20 protein-coding genes are annotated in these 22,697 nt (G+C 34.4%); 13 read left to right on the top strand and 7 right to left on the bottom strand.

Going from position 1 to position 22,697, the window contains the following annotated elements; translation table 11 throughout:
- Positions 1–4: 4 nt before the first annotated feature.
- The 4 genes from RM520_RS01245 to panC are packed head-to-tail and all read right to left on the bottom strand — an operon-like array spanning position 5 to position 3,353.
- Positions 5–1,147 (bottom strand): alpha/beta hydrolase, encoded by a 1,143-nt coding sequence (locus tag RM520_RS01245; protein WP_311386689.1) that lies wholly within the window; start codon positions 1,145–1,147, stop codon positions 5–7.
- Between the two features lie 24 nt (positions 1,148–1,171).
- Entirely contained in the window at positions 1,172–2,137 is a 966-nt protein-coding gene (locus RM520_RS01240; protein WP_311383892.1) for a lysylphosphatidylglycerol synthase transmembrane domain-containing protein, read from the bottom strand.
- Positions 2,138–2,139: 2 nt separating this feature from the next.
- Positions 2,140–2,490 carry an aspartate 1-decarboxylase gene (panD, locus tag RM520_RS01235; protein ID WP_311383891.1) on the bottom strand — a complete coding sequence of 117 codons (351 nt, stop codon included), beginning with the start codon at positions 2,488–2,490 and terminating at the stop codon, positions 2,140–2,142.
- Positions 2,491–2,504: 14 nt separating this feature from the next.
- Entirely contained in the window at positions 2,505–3,353 is an 849-nt protein-coding gene (panC, locus tag RM520_RS01230; RefSeq protein WP_311386688.1) for a pantoate--beta-alanine ligase, read from the bottom strand.
- Positions 3,354–3,454: 101 nt separating this feature from the next.
- Between panC and RM520_RS01225 the strand changes: the two genes are divergently transcribed.
- The 9 genes from RM520_RS01225 to bioD all read left to right on the top strand — a co-directional run bounded on the left by RM520_RS01225 (position 3,455) and on the right by bioD (position 15,330).
- Positions 3,455–4,264 (top strand): glycogen/starch synthase, encoded by an 810-nt coding sequence (locus tag RM520_RS01225; RefSeq protein WP_311386687.1) that lies wholly within the window; start codon positions 3,455–3,457, stop codon positions 4,262–4,264.
- Between the two features lie 5 nt (positions 4,265–4,269).
- Positions 4,270–6,165, top strand: a complete 1,896-nt coding sequence (locus RM520_RS01220) for a DUF4270 domain-containing protein (RefSeq protein WP_311386686.1) — start codon at positions 4,270–4,272, stop codon at positions 6,163–6,165.
- Between the two features lie 134 nt (positions 6,166–6,299).
- Positions 6,300–8,147: a glutamine--fructose-6-phosphate transaminase (isomerizing) gene (gene glmS / locus RM520_RS01215; RefSeq protein WP_311386685.1), complete on the top strand. Its 1,848-nt coding sequence runs from the start codon at positions 6,300–6,302 to the stop codon at positions 8,145–8,147.
- A 207-nt stretch (positions 8,148–8,354) separates the two neighbouring features.
- Positions 8,355–11,129 carry a TonB-dependent receptor gene (locus RM520_RS01210; protein WP_311386684.1) on the top strand — a complete coding sequence of 925 codons (2,775 nt, stop codon included), beginning with the start codon at positions 8,355–8,357 and terminating at the stop codon, positions 11,127–11,129.
- A 165-nt stretch (positions 11,130–11,294) separates the two neighbouring features.
- Positions 11,295–12,803 (top strand): F0F1 ATP synthase subunit beta, encoded by a 1,509-nt coding sequence (atpD, locus tag RM520_RS01205; RefSeq protein ID WP_311386683.1) that lies wholly within the window; start codon positions 11,295–11,297, stop codon positions 12,801–12,803.
- A 26-nt stretch (positions 12,804–12,829) separates the two neighbouring features.
- The gene (locus tag RM520_RS01200) at positions 12,830–13,108 is read left to right on the top strand and encodes a F0F1 ATP synthase subunit delta/epsilon (protein WP_311386682.1); all 279 of its coding nucleotides are present in this window, start codon (positions 12,830–12,832) and stop codon (positions 13,106–13,108) included.
- A gap of 89 nt (positions 13,109–13,197) precedes the next feature.
- Positions 13,198–14,340 (top strand): aminotransferase class I/II-fold pyridoxal phosphate-dependent enzyme, encoded by a 1,143-nt coding sequence (locus RM520_RS01195; protein WP_311386681.1) that lies wholly within the window; start codon positions 13,198–13,200, stop codon positions 14,338–14,340.
- Complete coding sequence (locus tag RM520_RS01190) at positions 14,333–14,719, top strand: putative signal transducing protein (protein ID WP_311383882.1); 387 nt, start codon at positions 14,333–14,335, stop codon at positions 14,717–14,719. Before RM520_RS01195 ends, RM520_RS01190 begins: the two co-directional genes overlap by 8 nt.
- Positions 14,716–15,330 carry a dethiobiotin synthase gene (gene bioD / locus RM520_RS01185; RefSeq protein ID WP_311386680.1) on the top strand — a complete coding sequence of 205 codons (615 nt, stop codon included), beginning with the start codon at positions 14,716–14,718 and terminating at the stop codon, positions 15,328–15,330. The genes RM520_RS01190 and bioD overlap by 4 nt, the downstream gene beginning before the upstream one ends.
- Here the strand turns inward: bioD and RM520_RS01180 are convergent.
- Both RM520_RS01180 and RM520_RS01175 read right to left on the bottom strand, forming a co-directional pair.
- Positions 15,316–16,659, bottom strand: a complete 1,344-nt coding sequence (locus tag RM520_RS01180) for an ArnT family glycosyltransferase (RefSeq protein WP_311387380.1) — start codon at positions 16,657–16,659, stop codon at positions 15,316–15,318. The two genes, bioD and RM520_RS01180, sit on opposite strands and share 15 nt — an antisense overlap.
- Positions 16,660–16,798: 139 nt before the next feature.
- Positions 16,799–17,518, bottom strand: coding sequence for a glycosyltransferase (locus RM520_RS01175; RefSeq protein WP_311383879.1), 720 nt, complete (start codon positions 17,516–17,518; stop codon positions 16,799–16,801).
- Positions 17,519–17,644: 126 nt separating this feature from the next.
- Between RM520_RS01175 and bioA the strand changes: the two genes are divergently transcribed.
- The gene (gene bioA / locus RM520_RS01170) at positions 17,645–18,916 is read left to right on the top strand and encodes an adenosylmethionine--8-amino-7-oxononanoate transaminase (protein ID WP_311386679.1); all 1,272 of its coding nucleotides are present in this window, start codon (positions 17,645–17,647) and stop codon (positions 18,914–18,916) included.
- On the opposite strand, the gene RM520_RS01165 is transcribed toward bioA, so the two are convergent.
- A complete protein-coding gene (locus RM520_RS01165) occupies positions 18,913–19,344 on the bottom strand; it encodes a cytochrome c oxidase assembly factor Coa1 family protein (protein ID WP_311383877.1) in 432 nt (143 codons plus the stop codon). The two genes, bioA and RM520_RS01165, sit on opposite strands and share 4 nt — an antisense overlap.
- Before the next feature lie 24 nt (positions 19,345–19,368).
- Between RM520_RS01165 and RM520_RS01160 the strand changes: the two genes are divergently transcribed.
- The 3 genes from RM520_RS01160 to RM520_RS01150 all read left to right on the top strand — a co-directional run bounded on the left by RM520_RS01160 (position 19,369) and on the right by RM520_RS01150 (position 22,684).
- Positions 19,369–20,607, top strand: coding sequence for a beta-ketoacyl synthase N-terminal-like domain-containing protein (locus RM520_RS01160; protein ID WP_311386678.1), 1,239 nt, complete (start codon positions 19,369–19,371; stop codon positions 20,605–20,607).
- A gap of 63 nt (positions 20,608–20,670) precedes the next feature.
- Positions 20,671–21,249, top strand: coding sequence for a hypothetical protein (locus RM520_RS01155; RefSeq protein WP_311386677.1), 579 nt, complete (start codon positions 20,671–20,673; stop codon positions 21,247–21,249).
- 4 nt (positions 21,250–21,253) lie between these two features.
- Positions 21,254–22,684, top strand: a complete 1,431-nt coding sequence (locus RM520_RS01150) for a flotillin family protein (protein ID WP_311386676.1) — start codon at positions 21,254–21,256, stop codon at positions 22,682–22,684.
- Positions 22,685–22,697: the final 13 nt, after the last annotated feature.

Genomic DNA, 22,697 nt, shown 5'->3' with positions numbered 1-22,697 from the left:
TATTTTAATAGCCAAAATCTGCTTTAAGCGCATCCATTTTGTCAAGAGCCATGTCTTTGGTCAAGAAATCAATTTCATTCATTTGAAAAGCCTTTTCAAAGGTTTTAAAAGCTTTCTTGGGTTCGCCAATTAATTCAAGATACTCACCTTCAAAATAAAAACCCATCATACTTTCAGGAAATTGTTTTTTACAGATTTCTGACAAAGGTTGTAGACTTTCATAATCTTCCTTTTTAAGACAAGCGGCATAAATGGCCATAATATCGTTTAACTCAACTTCTTTTTCAAAACCAAGTAACTCTTCAATCATTCCATATTTAGCATCAAGATAGTTTATGACAGGGTCGTTTGAGGTAAGAATGTGCTCTTTATATTCTTTGGGGCTAATTGGTCTAAATAGTTTAAAGACATTGTCAAATGCCTTACTAATGCCATAAGCAGCAATAGAGATATGATCTGGTTCATCGTATTGGTCAAAGAAATAATGTAAATTTTCTTTTTGAATAGAGCTGATAGCTGTATTCATTTGAAGAATTTTTTGACGATCATCAGTTGGTTCTTTCTCTAATACTAAATTGTAAAAAATCTCTTGATTTAATGCTGACAATCTTGCAGGAATTCGACTATCCATTTCAGTTGCAAGTACAGGAGAGATCGTTAGATACGCATTAAATAATGATTTGTCTTTAAATAGAAAATAATTACCAAAATTGGCAGTGATATCATAACCTATGAACATTTTAAATGGAGCTATGTTGTAACTGGTTTCTAAATATGGGATTAGTTCAGTGCCAAGAAACTCGTAGAATAATTTTCCTTTCTCAGTTGGAAGTCCAGTAGATTCTTCAAAATCACAATCCTCCCAACGAAGATCATTTTGACTTTGATGAACACCAACAATGATAGCTTCTGGCATTCTGTTATGTGTGCTATAAAATTTTGCATTAGCCACCACATTATCAAAAAGATATTCGGCATCTAATACAACAATTAGAGGATATTTTTTTTCTTCGGTATAATCTTCCGGAAAGTAATAAGAAACATCTCGACGTTCTTGTAGTCTAAAAGATTCAAATATTTCTTGTTTTACTTGAGCATTAATTCCAATAGATAACAGTGCCAAAACGGCAAATAATTTTTGGGTCATGGGGTATTCTTTTGATAATCAGGATTATCGATTTCTGTTCAATAACGGTAGTAGTAAGAAAGATATTGCCCCAAAAACTACTATCATTAGGGTTTGAGAAATCCACATAATCCACCCAAAAGCTTTTCCGGATACCTCGGTAATATCAAATAGAGAGAGTGCAGCTGTAACGGCAATCGGGTATGCCCCAATACCACCATTTGTAGTTGACATAGCAAAAGCTCCAGCAATAAAGGCCACAAGAATTTGAGAAAATGTTAAGTCTATTGTTTCAGTAACGGTGTACTTAATCACCCAAAACATAGCAATATAACAACCCCAAATAATCAAAGTATGTAGAACGAATAACCATTTACTTTTCATTTTTAGAATACTCGAAACCCCTTCAAGCATACCATTTAAAAAGGTTTTTAGTTTTAAAGCAAAACCTGTTGTTGACTTTCTAATAAGGAATACTGCGCTCAAAAGACCTAAGATGCATATTGTTAAAAATATTAGTGAGCCAATTAGGTTGATTCCGTAGTTATTTAAAAAGTTTAAGATGATGTCGGTTTGTAAAACAAGAGTAAATGCTATGATTATAAAAAGCATTAAAAGGTCAATTACTCTTTCTGTAACTATAGTCCCAAAACCTTTTTCAAAAGGCACTTTTTCATAAGTAGTTAAGGCAGTAGCACGTAAAAATTCTCCAGATCTAGGTATACCTAAATTTGCTAAGTATGAGGTTAGAATAATTAAAATATTATTGCTTAACCTTGGACGATAATTTAAAGGATTTAATAAATAATTCCATCTTATAGCTCTTGAAACATGACTTAAAATGCCAATAAGAATAGATAAGCCAACCCAAAATGGATTTGCCTTTGAGATATTTTCAATAATTATTTTTCTATCCTCAGGTGTTGTAGAGAAATAAGAGTACCAAACCAAACCAACTCCCAATAAAATTGGAACTACGATTTTAAGAATTTTTTTAAAGGATGGAGTCAAAATTAATTTAATAAATTGGAGTTCTCATCAGGAAAAACTAATGCTGGATTAAAGCTTTTTGCTTTTTCTATATCCATTCTAGCGTAAGTTATTAAAATAAGGATATCTCCAACAGCTACTTTTCTAGCTGCCGCTCCATTTAAAGTAATTTCACCTGAATTTCTAGGCCCAGGAATGGCGTAAGTCTCAAGGCGTTCGCCATTATTGTTGTTTACAATTTGAACTTTTTCGCCTCTTATGATATTAGCGGCATCCATCAAATCTTCATCAATGGTAATACTACCAATATAGTTTAAGTCCGCTCCTGTGACTTTAACACGATGAATTTTTGATTTTACGACTTCGATTTGCATGGGGGTAAAATTACTTAATTAAGTGCGATATTATCAATCAGGCGAACCTCTTCAGTGTATACAGCTATGAAAGCCCGATATTTTATATCAATTTGTTTTTTTGCTATTGGTGTTAAGGTGTCTATATCCGTTATTTCAAAATATTCTAACTCAAAAAGTGAACTATTTAAAAATTGGTTAAAAACCCATTCTTTAACTATAGGTGCACTTTTCGTGCCAAATTTTATTTTGGCAGTTTTAAGAGTTTCATAAATAAAACCTGCCTTTTTTCTAGTCGATTTAGAAAGGCGTTCATTACGAGAACTCATAGCTAAACCGCTCGGTTCACGCTCAATTGGACAACCAATAATTTGACACGAGATGTCTTTTAAGGTCACAAGTCTTTTGATAATCTGAAGTTGCTGAAAGTCTTTTTCTCCAAAGTAGGCTTTATCTGGCCCCACCGTTTTTAAAAGTAACTCAACAATAGTAGCTACACCGTTAAAATGCCCTGCCCTAAAGGTGCCTTCCATAACCTTTTCGAGGCCATTAAAATTATATGATTCAGATTTAATTTTATCATTATAAATGTCATTCTTCGTGGGTGCAAAAACAATGATATTAGTTGAAACTTTTTCAAGTAAATCTAAATCTTGTTTTAGGGTATTAGGATATTTATCTAAATCTTCTTCATTGTCAAACTGAGTTGGATTGACAAAAATACTAACCACGACTAATTCATTTTCATTGAAAGCTCTTTGAACTAAGGAAATATGACCTTTATGCAAAGCGCCCATTGTTGGGACGAAACCAAGGCTTAGTTCTTTGTTCTTTTTAGACTTAAGAATAGCTAAAAGGTCTTTTTTAGTAGTGTAAACTTGCATATAAAGCGTTAAAAACGTGCAAAAATACTATAAATACTGGTAATCTACATAAATTTTGTATTTTTGCAGCTACGTTTTTTCGATAAACAAAAATTACGTTTATGAATGGTAAAAAGATATTATTTGTATCTTCTGAATTAGTGCCTTACCTCCCAGAGAATCAAGTCTCTTTAATGTCATATGAAGCTCCAAGAATGGTCAACAGTAATGGTGGTCAAATTAGGATTTTTATGCCTCGCTATGGAAATATTAATGAACGACGACATCAATTGCATGAGGTCATTCGTTTGTCTGGGATGAACCTAGTCATAAATGACATGGATATGCCTTTGATTATTAAGGTTGCTTCAATTCCAAGGGAAAGAATTCAAGTTTACTTCATTGATAATGAAGAATATTTTAAACGAAAAGGAACATTTACTGATAAAGATGGAAATCTTTTCCCTGACAATGATGAGCGTGCTATTTTCTTCGCCAAAGGTGTCGTTGAAACTGTAAAGAAATTAAACTGGTCCCCAGATATTATTCATGTTCATGGATGGATGGCGTCTCTATTGCCATTATACCTAAGACAATATTATGCTGATGAACCAATTTTTGCTGATAGTAAGATTGTAACATCTGTATATGGTAAAAGTTTTGATGGTGAATTAGATGCTAATATGCAAAAGAAGATAGCATTTGATGGTATTGAAGATAGTAAAATCAGCACTTTAAGCACTCCTGACTATAATAATTTGTTAAAGGTAGCAGTAGATTATTCTGATGCGGTTATTTTAGCATCGGAAGAAATTTCTGATGATTTAACAGAACATATTTCCAACTTGGATAAGCCTGTTTTACCTTTTGTTTCATTTCAAGAAGCAGAAGAAGCTTATTCTAATTTCTACAATACAGAAGTGTTAAAATAGACCTAATGGGTATTTACAAAAATGTAATTTCAGCTTTTGCTGGAGTAATTATTTTGTTCGCTTTTTTGGTTTCTTGTGAAGAGGAGCTTGATACAATAGGCGACGGTGTTATTGGTGGAGAGCCTTTTAATACGGCTAGTGCAGAATTTGAAGTTTTTGCTTTCAATAAAGGACTTAATGCTGTCCAAACAAATAAAATGCCATTGTATCAATTGGGAACTTATAATGACCCTATTTATGGACTAAGAGAGGCAAAAGTTACCACACAATTGACCTTACCAAATTTACAAGGGATAACAGAATATGGTAATCTTAGTGCAGACGAAGAGTTGTTACAAGATAATTCTGGTAACAATGATACCCTTCCGGAAAATGAAGTTGTAAAAGAAGTCATTCTGTATATACCTTATCAACAAGTACCCGCAGCGAGTAGAGATGCTGATAACGATGGAGTACAAGATGAGTTTGATAATGATTCAACTGATCCAGACACTGATGAGGATGGTGATGGTGTCACGGATAACGAAGAAAGAGTAGCAGGAACGGATCCTTTTAATCCAGATACCGATGGCGATGGTATTGGCGATGCTGAAGATGAATCAACAATAATAAATTCTTTTCCAATAAATTTTGCTTTAGATAGTATATTTTCAAATTCAATAAGAAAAGATGAAATTATAGGCTCAACTTTTGGTTTTAAGGTAGAAAGATCAACTTTTTTTCTAAGAGACTTAGATCCTAATACGAACTTCCAAGAAGCTCAAGAATATTATTCGACCCAACAATTTTCACCAAGTTTTGTTTCAGAAGTTTTGGCAGATACTACAGTTACAATTAGCAGTCTCGAGTATTTGTTTTTTGAAGAAGATGATCTCGATACCGAAGATGAAGATGAATCAGAGGTTGTGGAAACGCGACTAAATCCAGGCATTCGAATAAAACTGGATACTCAATTTTTTCAAGAAAACTTTATAGACAAAGAAGGAAGTACAGAATTTCAAAGTCAGGCAAATTTTAGTGATTTCATTAGAGGATTACATTTTACGCTAACTCCTCCTGCTGGACAAGATCTTATGCTTTTGTTTGATTTATCCCAAGCGAACATTACAGTGACATATGAATTCGATGATTTCGTTGTTGATGATAGTGATACAGACGCTGATACAACGACAGGCGAAATTGAAAGAGTTGAAAGAGATTTTACGATTAACTTTTTCCAAAATATTAATAACAATACCAATGGCAACGCAGTTAATACTTATATAGACGAACCTTATTCATCAGATATAATTGCTTCTCTGGATGATGATGTGAGTGATTCAAGAATATACTTAAAAGGAGGTTCGGGATCATATGCTGAAATAAATTTATTTGAAGAGGATAATGGTACGAGCATAATTTCTGAAATCAAAAGCAACAATTGGATTATCAACGAGGCTAATCTTGTATTTTATATTGATAGAAGCCTTATTGATAGTGAATCTAACGCAACAGAACCGCCTAGATTATATTTATTTGAATTAGAAAGTTTAGATCCATTGTATGATATAACAAATGAAACTTCAACTTCAATTACTCCTTTAGGTCAATTTTTAAACTACGATGGTATTATTGAAAGGGATGATGATGGTAATGGGGTAAAGTATACTGTTAGACTTACTGAATATGTTAATGATTTGATTCTGCGTGACGAAGAAAATGTAACCCTTGGTCTAACTCTTTCTTCTGATATAAGTATTACCGGGGCATTAGAATCTCAATCTACGGATATGAATAATCCGAGTATTCCTGTATTGTCAAATATAAATCCTTTAGGAACCGTCCTTTTTGGACCAAATGTAGATTTGCAAGACGATGATAAAAAATTAAAGCTGGAAATTTTTTATACTGAAGCAAATTAGCATCCAATTTGTATTCTACATACCAGTTGCATATTTTTTTCGTTAATACCTCTAGAGTTTAACAAGTTTATTCATTCAAATATTATTTTTGCAAATGAAAACTTGTTTGACAGAACCTCAAATAAACTAATAATATGTGTGGAATAGTTGGTTATATTGGGCATAGAGATGCCTATCCAATAATAATTAAAGGCTTACAAAGGCTAGAATATCGTGGCTATGATAGTGCGGGGGTCGTTCTTTTTGATGGTGAAAGTATGCAGCTTTCAAAAACAAAGGGAAAGGTTGAAGATTTAAAAAATAAAGCCACTCAATCAATAGATACAAATGGTAAGTTAGGTTTAGGCCATACAAGGTGGGCTACACATGGTGTTCCTAACGATGTTAACTCACATCCACATGTTTCTAATTCGGGCGATTTAGTCATTATTCATAATGGAATAATAGAGAATTACGAATCAATTAAAAAAGCTTTAATAAAGAGGGGTTACACCTTTGAATCTGATACTGACACAGAGGTTTTAGTTAATCTTATTGAGGAAGTAAAAAAGAAGGAGGGTGTAAAACTTGGGAAAGCAGTTCAAATTGCATTAAATCAGGTAATAGGAGCATATGCAATTGCAGTTTTTGACAAGAACAAACCTGATGAAATTGTAGTAGCAAAACTTGGAAGTCCCTTAGCTATAGGTATTGGAGAAAGTGAATATTTTATTGCTTCTGATGCTTCACCGTTTATCGAGTTTACCAATAATGCCGTTTACCTTGAAGATGAAGAAATGGCTATTATACGAATTGGAAAAGAAATAAAGTTACGTAAGATAAAAGATGATGCTATAAGCTATCCTAACATTTTAGAACTCCAAATGAACTTGGAGGAAATTGAGAAGGGTGGCTACGATCACTTTATGCTTAAAGAAATATATGAGCAACCTAGGGCAATTCATGATACTTATAGAGGTCGTTTGTTAGCAGATGAGGGTTATATTAGAATGTCAGGAATTGATCATAATATTGAGAGATTCTTGAATGCTAACCGTATAATTATTGTAGCCTGCGGAACGTCATGGCATGCGGGATTAGTTGCTGAGTATATTTTTGAAGATTTAGCTAGAATTCCTGTTGAAGTCGAATATGCTTCAGAATTTAGATACAGAAACCCTGTGATCACGGAAAAGGACATTTTGATTGCTGTTTCGCAATCTGGCGAAACAGCAGATACTCTAGCAGCTATTAAAATGGCCAAAGAAAAGGGAGCATTTGTTTTCGGAGTTTGTAATGTGGTCGGATCTTCCATAGCACGTGAAACACATGCTGGTGCTTATACACATGCGGGACCTGAAATTGGTGTGGCTTCAACTAAAGCCTTTACAACCCAAATAACGGTTTTAACAATGATTGCTCTAAAACTAGCTAAAGAAAAAGGTGAATTTTCACAATCTAAGTACCATGAATTTTTGACGGAACTCGAGGGTATACCGCAAAAAGTTGAGAAGGCCTTAAAATCAAATGATTTAGTAGAAAAGATAGCTGAGGTTTATAAAGATTCTACAAATTGTTTGTATTTGGGAAGAGGTTATAATTTTCCTGTTGCCCTTGAAGGAGCCTTGAAATTAAAAGAAATTAGTTATATCCATGCTGAAGGTTACCCTGCTGCGGAAATGAAACATGGGCCTATTGCTTTGATTGATGAAGAAATGCCCGTAGTTGTAATAGCTACAAGAAAAGGACACTACGAAAAGGTAGTTAGTAATATTCAAGAAATTAAATCACGTAGTGGTAAAATTATTGCAATTGTTACGGAAGGTGATGAAACCGTCAAAGACATTGCTGACCATGTAGTTGAGGTTCCTGAATCATCAGAAGCTTTAACGCCATTGTTAACTACAATTCCTTTACAATTGCTTTCATATCATATTGCGTTAATGAGAGGTTGTAATGTCGATCAGCCAAGAAATTTGGCAAAATCAGTTACTGTTGAGTAATTATCTACCAAAGCATATTTTTGTAAAACCGTCATTTATGACGGTTTTTTTTGTTAAATTCTCACTTCAAACCGTGTTTTTTTAAAGAAAAAGTACTATGCATGCATAATTTCTTTTTCTTTCCGTGGATATAATCTTAAAAAAATGTATATTCCGCTCAAATTTTTAACGCTGATTTAAAACTAACTTAACGCAAATTCAAGTCTAATGAAAAATTTAATTTTGGCATTTTTCCTAATCTTAGGAACATCTTTAATGTCACAAACTACAGTTACTGGAAAAGTTGCAGATGAAAATGGAAATCCTGTACCAAGCGCAAATATTGTTGTAGTAGGTGTGGCAGAAGGAACGGTAGCGGATTTTGATGGTAATTTTACTTTAACTACTTCGCAGACGCCTCCATTTGATTTAAAAATATCAAGTATAGGATATAGTACTGCAACCGTTGCAGTTACAGAAAATAATCAATCCTTAGCCGTTATATTGAATGAAAACTCTACAGCACTTGATGAAATTGTGATTTCGGCTTCGAGAACGCCAGAACGAATTTTTGAATCACCAGTATCTGTTGAACGTTTCGGTTTAAAAGAAATAAAGAATACAACTGCGGAATCTTTTTATGGCGGTCTGCAAAATCTAAAGGGTGTAGATATCAATACCAACAGTTTAACTTTTCAATCTATAAACACAAGAGGTTTTGCAACTTTTGCAAATACAAGATTTATGCAGCTGGTAGACGGAATGGATAATACTGCCCCAGGTTTGAATTTTGTATTAGGTAATTTAGTTGGTATGTCTGAACTAGATGTTCAAAGTGTTGAGATATTACCAGGGGCATCTTCGGCTTTATACGGTGCCGGTGCATTTAATGGTATACTATTTATGCGTAGTAAAAATCCATGGGATTTTCAGGGAATCAGCGCATATGGTAAAACTGGCATAACATCTCAAGAGGCTGCCGGTGATAATCAGTATTATGATTTTGGTATCCGAGCCGCACATGCTTTTAGCGACAAATTTGCTGCAAAAGCTACCTTTTCATTCTTGAAAGGTGAAGATTGGCATGCAAATAGAACTGATGATTTGGCCAACCCAGGAGCTGATCGGTCGAACCCAGCTTACAATGGTTTAAATGTTTATGGTGATGAAGTTGGTACGGTCTTAAATTTTGATGTTTTAGGAGGATTACCTGCTGGTACGGTAGGGTCAGCTTTTGTTAGTAGAACGGGCTATAATGAGAGCGATTTAACAAATTATAACGCGGAGAGTGTAAAAACGGATTTCTCTTTGCACTACAGACCTTTTGCCGATGATTTAGAACTTATATATAATGGTCGTATCGGTCGTGGTACTACTATATATCAAGGTATTAATAGATACGCAGTACAAGGTTTTACTATGCAACAGCATAAATTAGAATTGAAAAATGATAACTTTTTTATAAGAGGATATATTGTTTCAGAGAACTCAGGTGATGCCTATGATACAAGATTTACTGCTATAAATGTTAATAGAAGGTGGAAATCTGATTTAGCATGGTTTGGTGATTATGCGGCTACTTTTATAGGAGCTAAATTGGGAGTGGGATCAGGTGTTTTAGCAACAGATGAACAAGCACATGCTGCAGCTAGAGCGGCTGCCGATACCGGACGTTACGAACCGGGAAGTGCTCAGTTTAAAAGTGCTTTTAATGCTGTTACAAGTGATGGTGACTTGACAACAGGTTCAAAATTTATTGATAACACGAAATTCCGACACGTAAATGGTAACTATAATTTAGCGCATTTGATTGATGATTGGGCAGATATTCAAGTTGGTGGCTCTTGGAGAGAATACGAACTAAATTCAAGTGGAACTATATTTACTGATATTGATGGACCAATTACTTATCAGGAGTATGGTGGTTACATGCAAGTACAGAAAAAGCTAGCTGATGAAAGACTTAAATTAACGGTGTCAGGTCGTTATGATAAGAATGAATTCTTTGATGGTTTCTTCTCGCCTAGAGCTGGTTTTTCAGTTACACTAGGAGAAAACAGAAACCATAATCTACGAGCCTCGATACAACAAGGATTTAGAAACCCAACTACTCAAGATTTATTTATTGGACTTGATGCAGGTCAAGCAATTTTAGTTGGTTCTGCGCCAACTAACCTTGATAGAGATATTAGAACTTTTCCAGTTAGTCAGCCAGGCCAGGTATTTACAGGTGGAGCCGAAACGGTTCAAGTAACAGGTAGATCGGCCTATGAAAATGCGTATTCATTAAGTTCTGTTGGTGCGTTTTCTGCTACCGGCGACCCGACGGCTTTAGAGATAGCTACACCAGGTCTTGTTCAACCGGAAGAAATTACTGCTGTGGAAGCGGGTTACCGTGCTCAGCTAGGTAAATTTACTATTGATTTAAGTGGTTACTATAACAGTTATGCAAATTTTATTGCTAACGTAACGACTATCGTTCCATTATACGGACAGGTGGGCGATAATTCATTATCTGTTTTAGCTCTTGCAAATGGAGATTTTAAAGCGTACCAAGCCTATACCAATTCAACAGTTGATATTAATTCATGGGGAGCTACAATAGGCGTTGATACTAAAATTTTGGGAGATTTTGATTTAGGTGTTAACTATACCTTTACCGATTTAGATTTCGATAAAGTTGCTTTCCCCGATTTTAGAACTAATTTCAATACACCAAAACATAGAGTGAAGGCTTCTTTTGGTAATACAGAGCTTTTTAAGAATTTCGGATTTGGAGTAAACTATCGTTGGAGCGATTCATATTTCTGGGAAGCTTCGTTTGCTGATGGTGACGTTCCTTCATTTACCGTGCTTGATGCTCAAGTGAATTATACTGTTCCAGGTATTAAATCTGTATTTAAGGCAGGAGCATCCAACATTTTGAATGAAGAATACTTTCAAGCTGTTGGTTCCGGTTTGATAGGTTCCATTTACTACGTGTCTTGGACAATCAATCCATAATAACATAACATTTACTTTTTAACAAAGGCAGCCGCAATGGCTGCTTTTTTGTTTTAAAAAAAGATTATGGAAGTTTCTAATTACAAAACGAAAAACATATCTTTGCAGCCGGAAAAAAGAGGGTTTTTCCCACTAAGAAATTGAATAAAACGAAATAAGCAAGTAATGGCTAAAGTTACAGGTAAAGTTGCCCAAATCATCGGACCAGTTATTGATGTTGAATTTGAATCAGGAACTGAGATTCCTAAAATTTATGATTCTTTAGAAATAGACAAAGAAGATGGCTCAAAACTAGTTCTTGAAGTACAATCTCATATTGGTGAAAATACGGTAAGAACAATCTCAATGGACTCAACAGATGGGTTAAGCAGAGGTGTTGAGGCTGTAGCAACTGGTAGCTCTATACAAATGCCAATAGGTGAAGATGTTTATGGACGTCTTTTTAATGTAATCGGGGATGCAATTGATGGAATGGAGAATTTGCCAAAAGCTGGTAAAAATGGACTTCCAATTCACCGTGAAGCACCAAAATTTGAAGATCTTTCTACTTCAACAGAAGTTCTTTTTACAGGTATCAAAGTAATTGATTTAATTGAGCCTTATGCCAAAGGTGGTAAAATTGGATTATTTGGAGGTGCAGGTGTTGGTAAAACGGTATTAATTCAAGAGTTAATTAACAACATTGCAAAGGGTCATGGTGGTCTTTCAGTATTTGCAGGGGTTGGTGAACGTACAAGAGAAGGAAATGACTTGCTTAGAGAGATGTTGGAGTCTGGTATCATTAAATACGGTGATGATTTCACGCATTCAATGGAAGAAGGCGGATGGGATTTATCTAAAGTTGATAAAGAAGCAATGAAAGAGTCAAAAGCGACTTTCGTTTTTGGTCAAATGAATGAGCCTCCAGGAGCTCGTGCTCGTGTAGCTTTATCTGGATTAACAATTGCTGAATACTTCCGTGATGGGGCAGGTGATGGCCAAGGTAAAGATGTTCTTTTCTTTGTTGACAATATCTTCCGATTTACACAAGCAGGTTCTGAAGTATCTGCATTATTAGGTCGTATGCCATCTGCAGTAGGTTACCAACCTACATTAGCAACTGAAATGGGTGCAATGCAAGAACGTATTACATCAACAAAAAGAGGTTCTATTACTTCAGTACAAGCGGTTTATGTACCAGCGGATGATTTAACGGATCCAGCGCCAGCAACAACTTTTGCGCACTTAGATGCGACAACGGTACTTTCTCGTAAAATTGCGGAGCTTGGTATTTATCCAGCAGTTGACCCGTTAGATTCAACTTCTAGAATTTTAACTGCTGATATTTTAGGTGATGATCATTACGGTTGTGCGCAACGAGTTAAAGAGTTATTACAGCGTTATAAAGAGCTTCAAGATATCATTGCAATTCTGGGTATGGAAGAGCTTTCTGAAGAAGATAAACTTGCTGTAGGACGTGCTAGACGTGTACAACGTTTCTTATCACAACCTTTTCATGTAGCAGAGCAGTTTACAGGAATCCCAGGAGTTTTAGTTGATATTAAAGAGACTATTAAAGGTTTTAATATGATTATGGATGGTGAATTAGATCACTTACCAGAGTCAGCATTTAACTTAAAAGGGACCATTGAAGAAGCTATTGAAGCTGGTGAAAAAATGCTTGCGGAAGCTTAAATACTAACAAACTAATTACTATAAAAATGTATTTAGAAATTGTATCTCCAGAGGCTACTCTTTTTTCAGGTGAAGTAACTTCAGTTACGGTGCCTGGTATTAATGGTGAGTTTCAAATGTTACAAAACCACGCTCCGATTGTATCATTATTACAAGAGGGTAGTGTAAAATTTCAAGGTGATATTTCAATAGAAGAAGAATTCCAAAATAAATTCTCTCAAGGCGCCGGTGGGGAAACCATTTTAGCTATTAATAGCGGTACCATTGAATTAAAGGATAACAAGGTGATAGTTTTGGCTGATTAAACCAAAACGATATAATTCAAAAAAAGCTGCTTATTTCAAGTGGCTTTTTTTTGTCATTAATATTTCGATAAAGATGCTACTTTTGATTTATGTCAGATTTCCCTGAAAAATTATCCAGAAAACTTATAAGGCGCCAAGAGGAGAATAGTTTTCGAGAGCTAAAGCCTCAACAAGATTTGATTGATTTTTCATCTAATGATTATTTGGGCTTATCCAGAACATCGTTATTGCAAAGTGCGACTAATGAGATATTGAAATCAAATAGTTCTTTTAACGGGGCTACTGGTTCGAGATTGCTTACTGGCAATCATAATTTATATTCAGAATTAGAGTCTTATTTAAAGTCTTTTTATGACTTTGAAAGTGCTTTGATTTTCAACTCGGGTTATGACGCTAACGTCGGTTTTTTTTCTTGTGTACCACAAAGAAATGATATTATTTTTTATGATGAATTGATTCATGCTAGTATTCGTGATGGCATTAAAATGAGCGATGCAAAGGCATTTAAATTCAAGCATAACAATGTTGATGATCTAAGAGGTCAGATTGACAAGATTAGAGAAAAGGATTTTTATGAGGAAATTTATGTAGTGACGGAGTCAGTTTTCTCTATGGATGGTGATTCCCCCAATATAAGCGAACTTGCAAAATTTTGTAATGAACATAGCCTATATTTTATAGTAGATGAAGCTCATGCTATTGGTGTTTTTGGTAAGGGTTTAGTGGTCGAAAAGAACTTACAAGAAAAAGTTTTTGCCCAGATTATTACATTTGGAAAGGCAATAGGCAGCCATGGTGCGGCAATTTTGGGTAGTAAACCTTTAAAAGAATACTTGATTAATTTTGCGCGAAGTCTTATTTATACAACGGCCTTAGCACCCCATTCCATCGCATCTATTTTAGCTGCACATCAATTTTTAGAAGTTGAATATGGCAAAAGTTTAATAGAGAAATTAAGACAGAATATTCACTATTTTAACCAGACAATTGAAGCACTGCACCTAAGGCAAGTATTTTTGTTGAGTACATCTGCTATTCAAATTGCGTTGATATCGGGTAACATAGCCGTTAGAAGTTTATCAATAACCCTAATGGAAAGTGGTTTTGATATTCGTCCAATTTTAGCACCAACGGTTCCTAAAGGGAATGAGCGCTTAAGAATTTGTCTGCATGCTTTCAATACGAAAGATGAAATAGAAAGAGTTTTATTATTGATTAAAGAAAATGGGTAAAGACTTGATTACTTTAGGCAGCTTTGAGTTTTTGGCAGATGTTCAAATTATCAAAGGAAAGTTAGAATCAGAAGGAATTTCAGTAACATTGAAAGATGCGAATACCGTTGGTGTTGAACCCTTTGCCAGCAACGCAATAGGCGGAATAAAATTACAGGTACATCAAGAAGATAAGGAGCGAGCACAAGAAATATTTGATCAAGTACGTAATTATGCTGTTGATGAAGACGGGGAATTAATCGTCTGTCCAAATTGTAAGGCAGAAAAATCAGAGGTACTTTATCAACGAAAAACAATTTTTTATAAACTCTTTCCATTTTTTGAACCGAAAAAATACCGCTGTGCCAATTGTCAATTTATTAGAAAAGCTGAAAAATGAAATTCTTTATTACAGGGATATCTACTGAGGTGGGAAAAACAATTGCCTCTGCAATTGTAACAGAAGCTTTAGAAGCAGATTATTGGAAGCCCATACAAGCAGGTGATTTAGACAATTCGGATACGCATAAGGTCAAAGCTTTAATTTCAAATAAAAAATCTGTCTTTCATCAAAATAGTTATGCATTAAAAACTCCTATGAGTCCTCATGCGGCAGCTGAAATTGATGGTGTTCAAATTTATTTAAAGCAAATAGTGGAACCTGAGACAGATAACCATTTGGTAATTGAAGGCGCTGGTGGGTTGTTAGTTCCAATAAATGATGATGATACTATTTTAGATTTGATTAAACCGGACTATAAGGTAATTGTAGTTTCAAGACACTATTTAGGTAGTATCAATCATAGTTTATTGACCATAAACGCATTACAAAATAAGGGTTATCAACCTGGAATAATCTTTAGTGGAGATGAACATACTACAACAGAAAATATTATTTTAAAGAAGACTCAAGCCACTTTTTTAGGTAGAATTAATGAAGAAAAAAATATTAATCAAGCAGTTATAGAAAAACATTCTGCTTTATTAAGACCTTCTCTACTTAAGTTTTAACCTTTCATAGATAATAGCATTATCGACAGTATCTAATGGTTTATAAAGTTTTAATAGCTGTAAATTAATATAGAAGTTTGCTTTGTATTCCTTTTTATCAAAAACACGTCGATTTTTTCTTGTAACAATATGACTAGGAGATTTTTGTTCGATTATAAATTGTAATTCTTTTTCACCAGTTGCCCTTGGATTTTCATAAGCAAAAAACATTTCATCTTTTAAAATATTGCTAGGTTGGGTTGCACTCTTGGTAACCGGTTTTGCATTCATTAACCAATATCCAATGTGATACTCAGCAAAATATATGTTTGAAGAATTAATCCCATAATCCTTAAAGTATTTTGGAACAGTTATGCCTTCGCCATTAAATACAGAACCTCTTTCTATTTTATGTTTGATAATATTGTAATATTCTAAATAGCTTTCCACTGGAATTAAAAAAAGAAATAGACTAATAAATGGAATGAATTTTTTAAGTCTTAAAGAATATTTTTTCTTAATTAATATTGCTATAAATGCCAAAATCGTTGGGTAAATTAAGATTAGATAATGGCCATTCACTCTTCCTCCTTTAATAAAAGCCAATAGCGTTCCAAAAATTGAACCAATAATAAATAGCGTATTATGGTTTTTAAAATTTAATAATCCTCTTTTCCATGAATACCATATTAATAAAATAAAGGGTGATAAATACGCTAAGAGTTTTATGAATGAATCATTTCTAGCACCCGCATAAGCCAACGGTGCTTCAACAACAGATTTCCACCAAAGCATAGACAAATCATCTTTGTAATAAGGTAAAAAACAAATCACAATTATTACAAGAGCACCTAAGCCATATAAAATGGGATTTAAAATTGATAATATTGATTTTTCATTTTTGTAGGAAGTCCAAATGATAATTAAACCTAAAATGAGGGCAACGTAGGCAAGGTTTAGTTTTATCATTAAGGCACATCCAACTAAAATGCCTATTCCTATCCATTTATAAATCGAGTTTTTAGTTGTTACCATTAACCATATTGCTGGTGTCATGAATGCCATTGCAATATGTTCTGACATAATTCCTTGTAAACTACCAAATAAACTTTGAAGAATTATACATAGCACTGCTGTGATTAAAGCTATAGACTTTGATGCTTCTTCTTTGGCCAATTTGTAGGTAAAAAATGAAGAAGTGGTAACTAATAAAACACCAATTAGTCTAATTGCAATAAAACTTTTCCCAAAAAAATAAATAATGGAGCCAAAGAAGAAAAAGATTAAAGGAGGTTTTATATCCCATAATTCTGTAAAGGGAAGATATCCATCTACCCAAGATTGACCCATTAATATGAAAGAACTTTCGTCTCTATCAATATAGTCTCTAAAGAAGAATGGCAAACGAATGAATAGACAATATAGAAATAGGATGGCAAAAATTGCCTTTTCTGATAAATTTGAAATAGAATTATGAATTGGCATATAACTATGATGTTCTATGAAATCTCCAAATTTTTAAAAGATCAAACCAAAGTTTAAAAAAATAGGTCACTTTTACTTTTGATTCTCCTTGATCTACCCATCTTTTGACCGGCACTTCTTCCATAAAGTCTAAAGCATCTGATTTTCCATAATATTTTAACAGTCGGCTGAAAATTTCAACATCAAATAACCATTTAGAAATAAAAGGGTCTTTAAAAGCAATTTTTGCAACTTCAGAATCAAAAACTTTGCACCCGCATTGGGTATCGTAAACTTTGATATCAAGAATACTCGAAATAAAAGTTGCTATAATTCGACCCGCTAAAAATCTTGAAAACTTTCGATCTACCACGGAACCAATTTTCAAAATTCTTGATGCAAAAACAAAACGTTTATCATTTTCTAAAAATGAAAAATAAGAATAGCACTCTTCAAGAGAGGTAGCTAAATCAGCATCTAAATATGCAATAGCATTTTCACTATTAAGAATATGCAATACGCCCGTTCTAACTGATTCTGCTTTTCCTTGATTCTTGACATTGGTTAATACGGTAATTCTTTCTACAAAATTCTCTTTTATGCCATTTAAAATTATTCCCGTATTATCAGAAGAGGCGTCATTGACAAAGCAAATTTTACACGCCGGATAGTTTTTCAAAAAGGTTAAAAAACTATCAACAGGTAATCGATTTGCTTCGTTATAACAAGGAACAATTATAGTCAAGATTATTTGGCTGAAATTTGTGCAAATATAAGTTATGATTTTATAGTGTAAGTATTGGAATAAATTGAAATACCTCGCTTCTTTTCCCATCTTTGTAACTATAGTATTTTGCTCTTGAGAAAACCTATGAAGAAAGAAGAACTAATTACTCGCGATAAAAAACATATTTGGCACCCTTTAACTCAACATAAGACTGCGGCTGCTCCATTAGCAATAACAAAGGCCAAAGGAGCATTAATTTGGGATGAACATGGCAAACAATATATTGATGGAATAGCCTCTTGGTATACGGCGATGTATGGTCATTGTAATGAGGATATTACTGCTGCTTTAAATAAGCAAATGCAAGAATTAGATTTTGTCATGTTTAGTGGTTTTACTCATAAGCCAGCTATTGAACTTTCAGAGCGTTTGATTCAAATTTTACCAGATAATCAATCTAAAATATTTTTTAATGATAATGGTTCTACTGCAATTGAGGCAGGTATAAAAATGGCTTTGCAATTTCATCATAATCAAGGAAAACGTAGAGATACTCTAATTGCATTTGAAGATGGATTTCATGGTGACACTTTTGGAGCAATGAGTGCATCAGGTATTTCTTCTTATAACGGGCCATTTGAAAATTTTTTATTGAAAGTCGAAAGAATACCAATACCAACAGACGAAACGATTGATGAAGTATTAGGCAAGTTGGATATTATTTTAAAATCAAATTCTTGTGCTGCTTTTGTTTTTGAACCACTAATTCAAGGCGCTGCCGGTATGAAATTCCATTCTGCAAAAGGATTGAATATGCTAATCAAAAAATGTCAAGAACATGATGTGCTTTGCATTGCTGATGAGATCATGACTGGTTTTGGTAAAACAGGAAAGAATTTTGCCTGTGATTATTTAGAACATAAACCTGATATTATTTGTTTGAGCAAATCACTTACGGCCGGAATGTTTCCCTTAAGTATAACAAGCTGTAGCCAACAAATTTTTGATGCTTTCTTAAGTAATGAAACAGCAAAGGGTTTCTTTCATGCACATACCTATAGCGGACACCCTTTAGGTTGTGCTGCTGCGCTAGCAGGACTGGACTTGCTTGTTTCACCTCATATAACGGAACGAAGAAAATATATTGAAGGTGAACATCAAAAGTTTTTAAAACAAATAGAAAATCATCCGAAAATTGAAAATGCCCGAACGCTTGGTGTTGTATTAGCAATTGACTTAAAAGTTGAAACTAATCGTTATGGTAAATTACGAGATGAAATGTATAAATATTTTATGGCGAAAGGAGTCAATCTGAGACCTCTTGGAAATACAATTTATACTTTGCCCCCTTACGTTATTACTAATGACCAATTGCATAAAATTTATCAATCTATTTCAGATTTTTTAAATTCTTAATACTCCGTATCAGTTGATTCTAAAAAATCAAATTCCTGCTCATTAACTTCAACTCGTATTTCATGATAAATCCACTCATCTGCTTTTCCGCTTGCATCTATAAATAAACTACCATTTCCTTTTGACCCAGATATAGGGATGACCATTTTGGCACTTTTGTCACCATTTATCCAATTAATATTACCTTGTATCACACCATCTTTTTCAATAGGTGAACCCAAAATATTCATTAGTTCCTCGTCTTGATTAATAAGTTCAAAAACATATTCATAAGGTTGTGAATCTTCCATGACATTGGTAATACCCCAAAATAGACTACCAAACAATACAACCAAACCTATGATTAGTGTTAGACAACCACCTAAAGGTAATGCCCATTTCCAGTTTCTTTTCAACCAATTTGGTTGAGGTACTAACTCATTATTCATGGTTTCTTTACTTTTATTGGAATCATGAAGGTAAGAACTTTTACTTTTGCTGAATTAATTCGACAATTGAAAGAGCCTATCTCCATAACAGCTATATCTTCCATTTCCTCAATAGGAAGTTCACTCAAACAAACTTGGGAAGCTTATCAAAAAAATTCTCATTATTTAGAAAATATTAAGATAGGCAACGATGAGGTTTACGCAGCCACATTGCCAGAATCTTTAGTTTCAGAAATTGAAATTTTAAGAAATTCAGATTCGAAATATAAATATCTTGATTTATCAGTGCTTTATGCAATGTATACTTCGAGATTTGCTATTGAAACCTCAGGTTGGACAACCGGTGATAATTTTGGTGTCAACATAGGCTCTTCAAGAGGGGCAACTTCACTCTTTGAGCGTTATCACAAGGAATTTTTGAAAAGTAATAATACCTCAACTTTAACATCACCGACCACAACTTTAGGTAATATCTCTACCTGGGTTGCTCATGACTTGGGAACAAAGGGTCCAAATATTTCACACTCCATAACATGTTCTACGGCCTTACATGCAATGCTAAATGGCATTGCATGGATTCAAAGTGGAATGACAGATAAATTTTTAGTTGGAGGTAGTGAGGCACCATTAACTGCTTTTACTATTGCTCAAATGAAAGCTTTAAAAATTTATAAATCAAAATCCCCCTCTAGTTTTTCAACTACTAATAAAACAGGCTCGGTCGAGAATTTTTTCCCATGCCGAGCACTAGATTTAGAAAAAACAAAGAACACTATGGTATTGGGTGAAGGTGCATCAGTGGCTTGTCTTGAAAAGGGTAGTTCAAGTAATACAATAGCAAAAATTATAGGTCTTGGTTATGCCACAGAGGCTCTTGAGCACAATGTATCTATATCAAAAGATGCTCATTGTTTTCAAGATAGTATGTCCATGGCTTTAGGTGGTCAATCTGCTGATAATGTAGATGTTGTTGTTATGCATTCTCCAGGAACAGTAAAAGGAGATAAGGCAGAATATAATGCTGTTAAGAAGGTGTTTTGTAACAAAACTCCTTTTTTGACGACAAATAAATGGAAAGTAGGGCACACTTTTGGTGCTTCAGGAATGCTAAGTATTGAAATGGCAATTCTAATGCTATTACATCAAAAAACTATTCCAGTTCCATTTGTTCCAATACAAGATAAGCCATCAACTATTTCTCGAGTAATGGTTAATGCAGTCGGTTTTGGGGGGAATGCAGTTTCAATCTTACTTTCTAAATAAGTCTTCCGTAGTTCTCGGTAAAGTCTTATCTTAATTCATTCATTAACCAAAATTTAAAAACCTATGGAAGACTGGTTCACAGCCTTAACGCTTTTTGAAAAAATATACTGGGTTACCGCATTGGTTTCTTCCGTAATATTCCTTGTACTCATTGTTATGACCCTAATCGGCGGAGATGCTGATGATATGGGAGGTGATGTTGATGCCGAAGTAGAGGGTGATGGAGGTATCGGTTTTCAGTTTTTATCTTTCAAGAACTTAATGGGCTTTTTTACCATTTTTGGGTGGTCTGGGATTTCTTGTTTAGATAATGGCCTTTCAACTGGTTTAACAGTATTTATTTCAGTTATTTGTGGGTTAATCATGATGACCGCTATGGCTGCGTTATTTTATTACTTGGCTAAGCTTCAAAGTAGCGGAACATTAAAAATTAAGAACGCTTTACATCAAATAGGTGAAGTGTATTTGACAATAGGTGCGAATAGATCTAGTATTGGAAAAGTTAGTATTAGTGTACAAGGAACACTTCGTGAATTGGAGGCACTTACTGATGAAAAAGATGATTTAACACAAGGTAATGTAGTTAAGGTCAAAGAAGTAACTGATAACGGAATTTTAATTGTTCAACTTTTAAATAAATAAACATATGATTATACCATTACAATTGGGCGGGGGAGCGTCTTTAATAGCCATCGGTTTTGCTATACTCTTTTTCTTCATAATAATAATTTCTTTCATACGACGATACAAGCGTTGTCCATCTGACCGAATTTTAGTGGTTTATGGTAAAGTAGGTACCGGTAATTCAGCGAAATGTATTCATGGTGGGGCAGCTTTTATTTGGCCTGTAATTCAAGATTATGAATTTTTAGATTTAACTCCAATTTCCATTGAAGTTGATTTGGCCAATGCATTGAGTAGACAAAATATTAGAGTTAACGTTCCGTCTCGATTTACCATTGGTATTTCTACCGAGCCCGGAGTAATGCAAAATGCAGCCGAACGTCTTTTAGGTTTAGGGATGCAAGAGGTACAAGACTTAGCCAAAGAAATTATTTTCGGTCAATTACGTTTGGTGGTTGCATCAATGGATATTGAAGAAATTAACTCAGATAGAGATAAGTTTTTGACAAATATTTCACAAAGTGTTGAGTCAGAATTAAAGAAAGTTGGACTTAAATTAATCAACGTAAATATTACTGATATTGTTGATGAGTCAGGCTATATAGAGGCTTTAGGTAAAGAGGCAGCAGCGCATGCAATTAATGCGGCTCGTAAATCAGTTGCAGAAAAAAATAGAGATGGTTCTATTGGAGAAGCGAATGCAGTGCAAGATCAACGTACTCAAGTTGCTGCGGCTAATGCAAAAGCCGTTGAAGGAGAAAACATTGCAAAAATTAACGTTGCGAACTCTGACTCATTACGTAGGCAACGAGAAGCGGAAGCAGAGCGAACGGCAATTGCTGCAGAAAAAGTTCAAGCGGCTAAGGCATTAGAAGAATCTTACGCCGCGGAAAAAGATGCGGAATTAGCTAGAGCGGAACGCGAACGTAGTTCTCAAATGGCTGATATTGTTGTACCAGCAGAAATTGATAAACAGAAGGTTGAAATTGATGCTGAGGCAGAAGCAGAAATGATACGTAGAAAAGCAAAAGGTGAAGCAGATGCAATTCTCTTTAAAGCCCAGGCTGAGGCAAAAGGTATTTTTGAAGTCTTAACAAAACAAGCCGAAGGTCTTGATAAAATTGTGAAGGCTGCTGGCGATAGTCCTAAAGATGCAGTTTTGTTATTAGTAGCAGATAAACTACCAGAATTGGTTAAAACTCAGGCGGAAGCAATTAAGAATATTAAAATTGATAAAGTCACTGTTTGGGATTCAGGAGCTAAGACCCAAGACGGTAAAAATTCGACGGCGAATTTTATTTCAGGCATGTATAAGTCTGTTCCTCCTTTACAAGAAATGTTCAATATGGCAGGGATGCAATTACCTGAATATTTAAAGGGTAAGGACATTACTTCTGAGGAAGTTCAAGCTGAGATAAAAAAGGCTGCAGCTGATAAGAAAAAAGAAGAATAAACAAGTTCTGATT

Source organism: Croceitalea vernalis, assembly GCF_031846405.1.
Taxonomy (GTDB): Bacteria; Bacteroidota; Bacteroidia; order Flavobacteriales; family Flavobacteriaceae; genus Croceitalea; species Croceitalea vernalis.
This window is presented reverse-complemented; position numbering and strand designations above follow the sequence as displayed.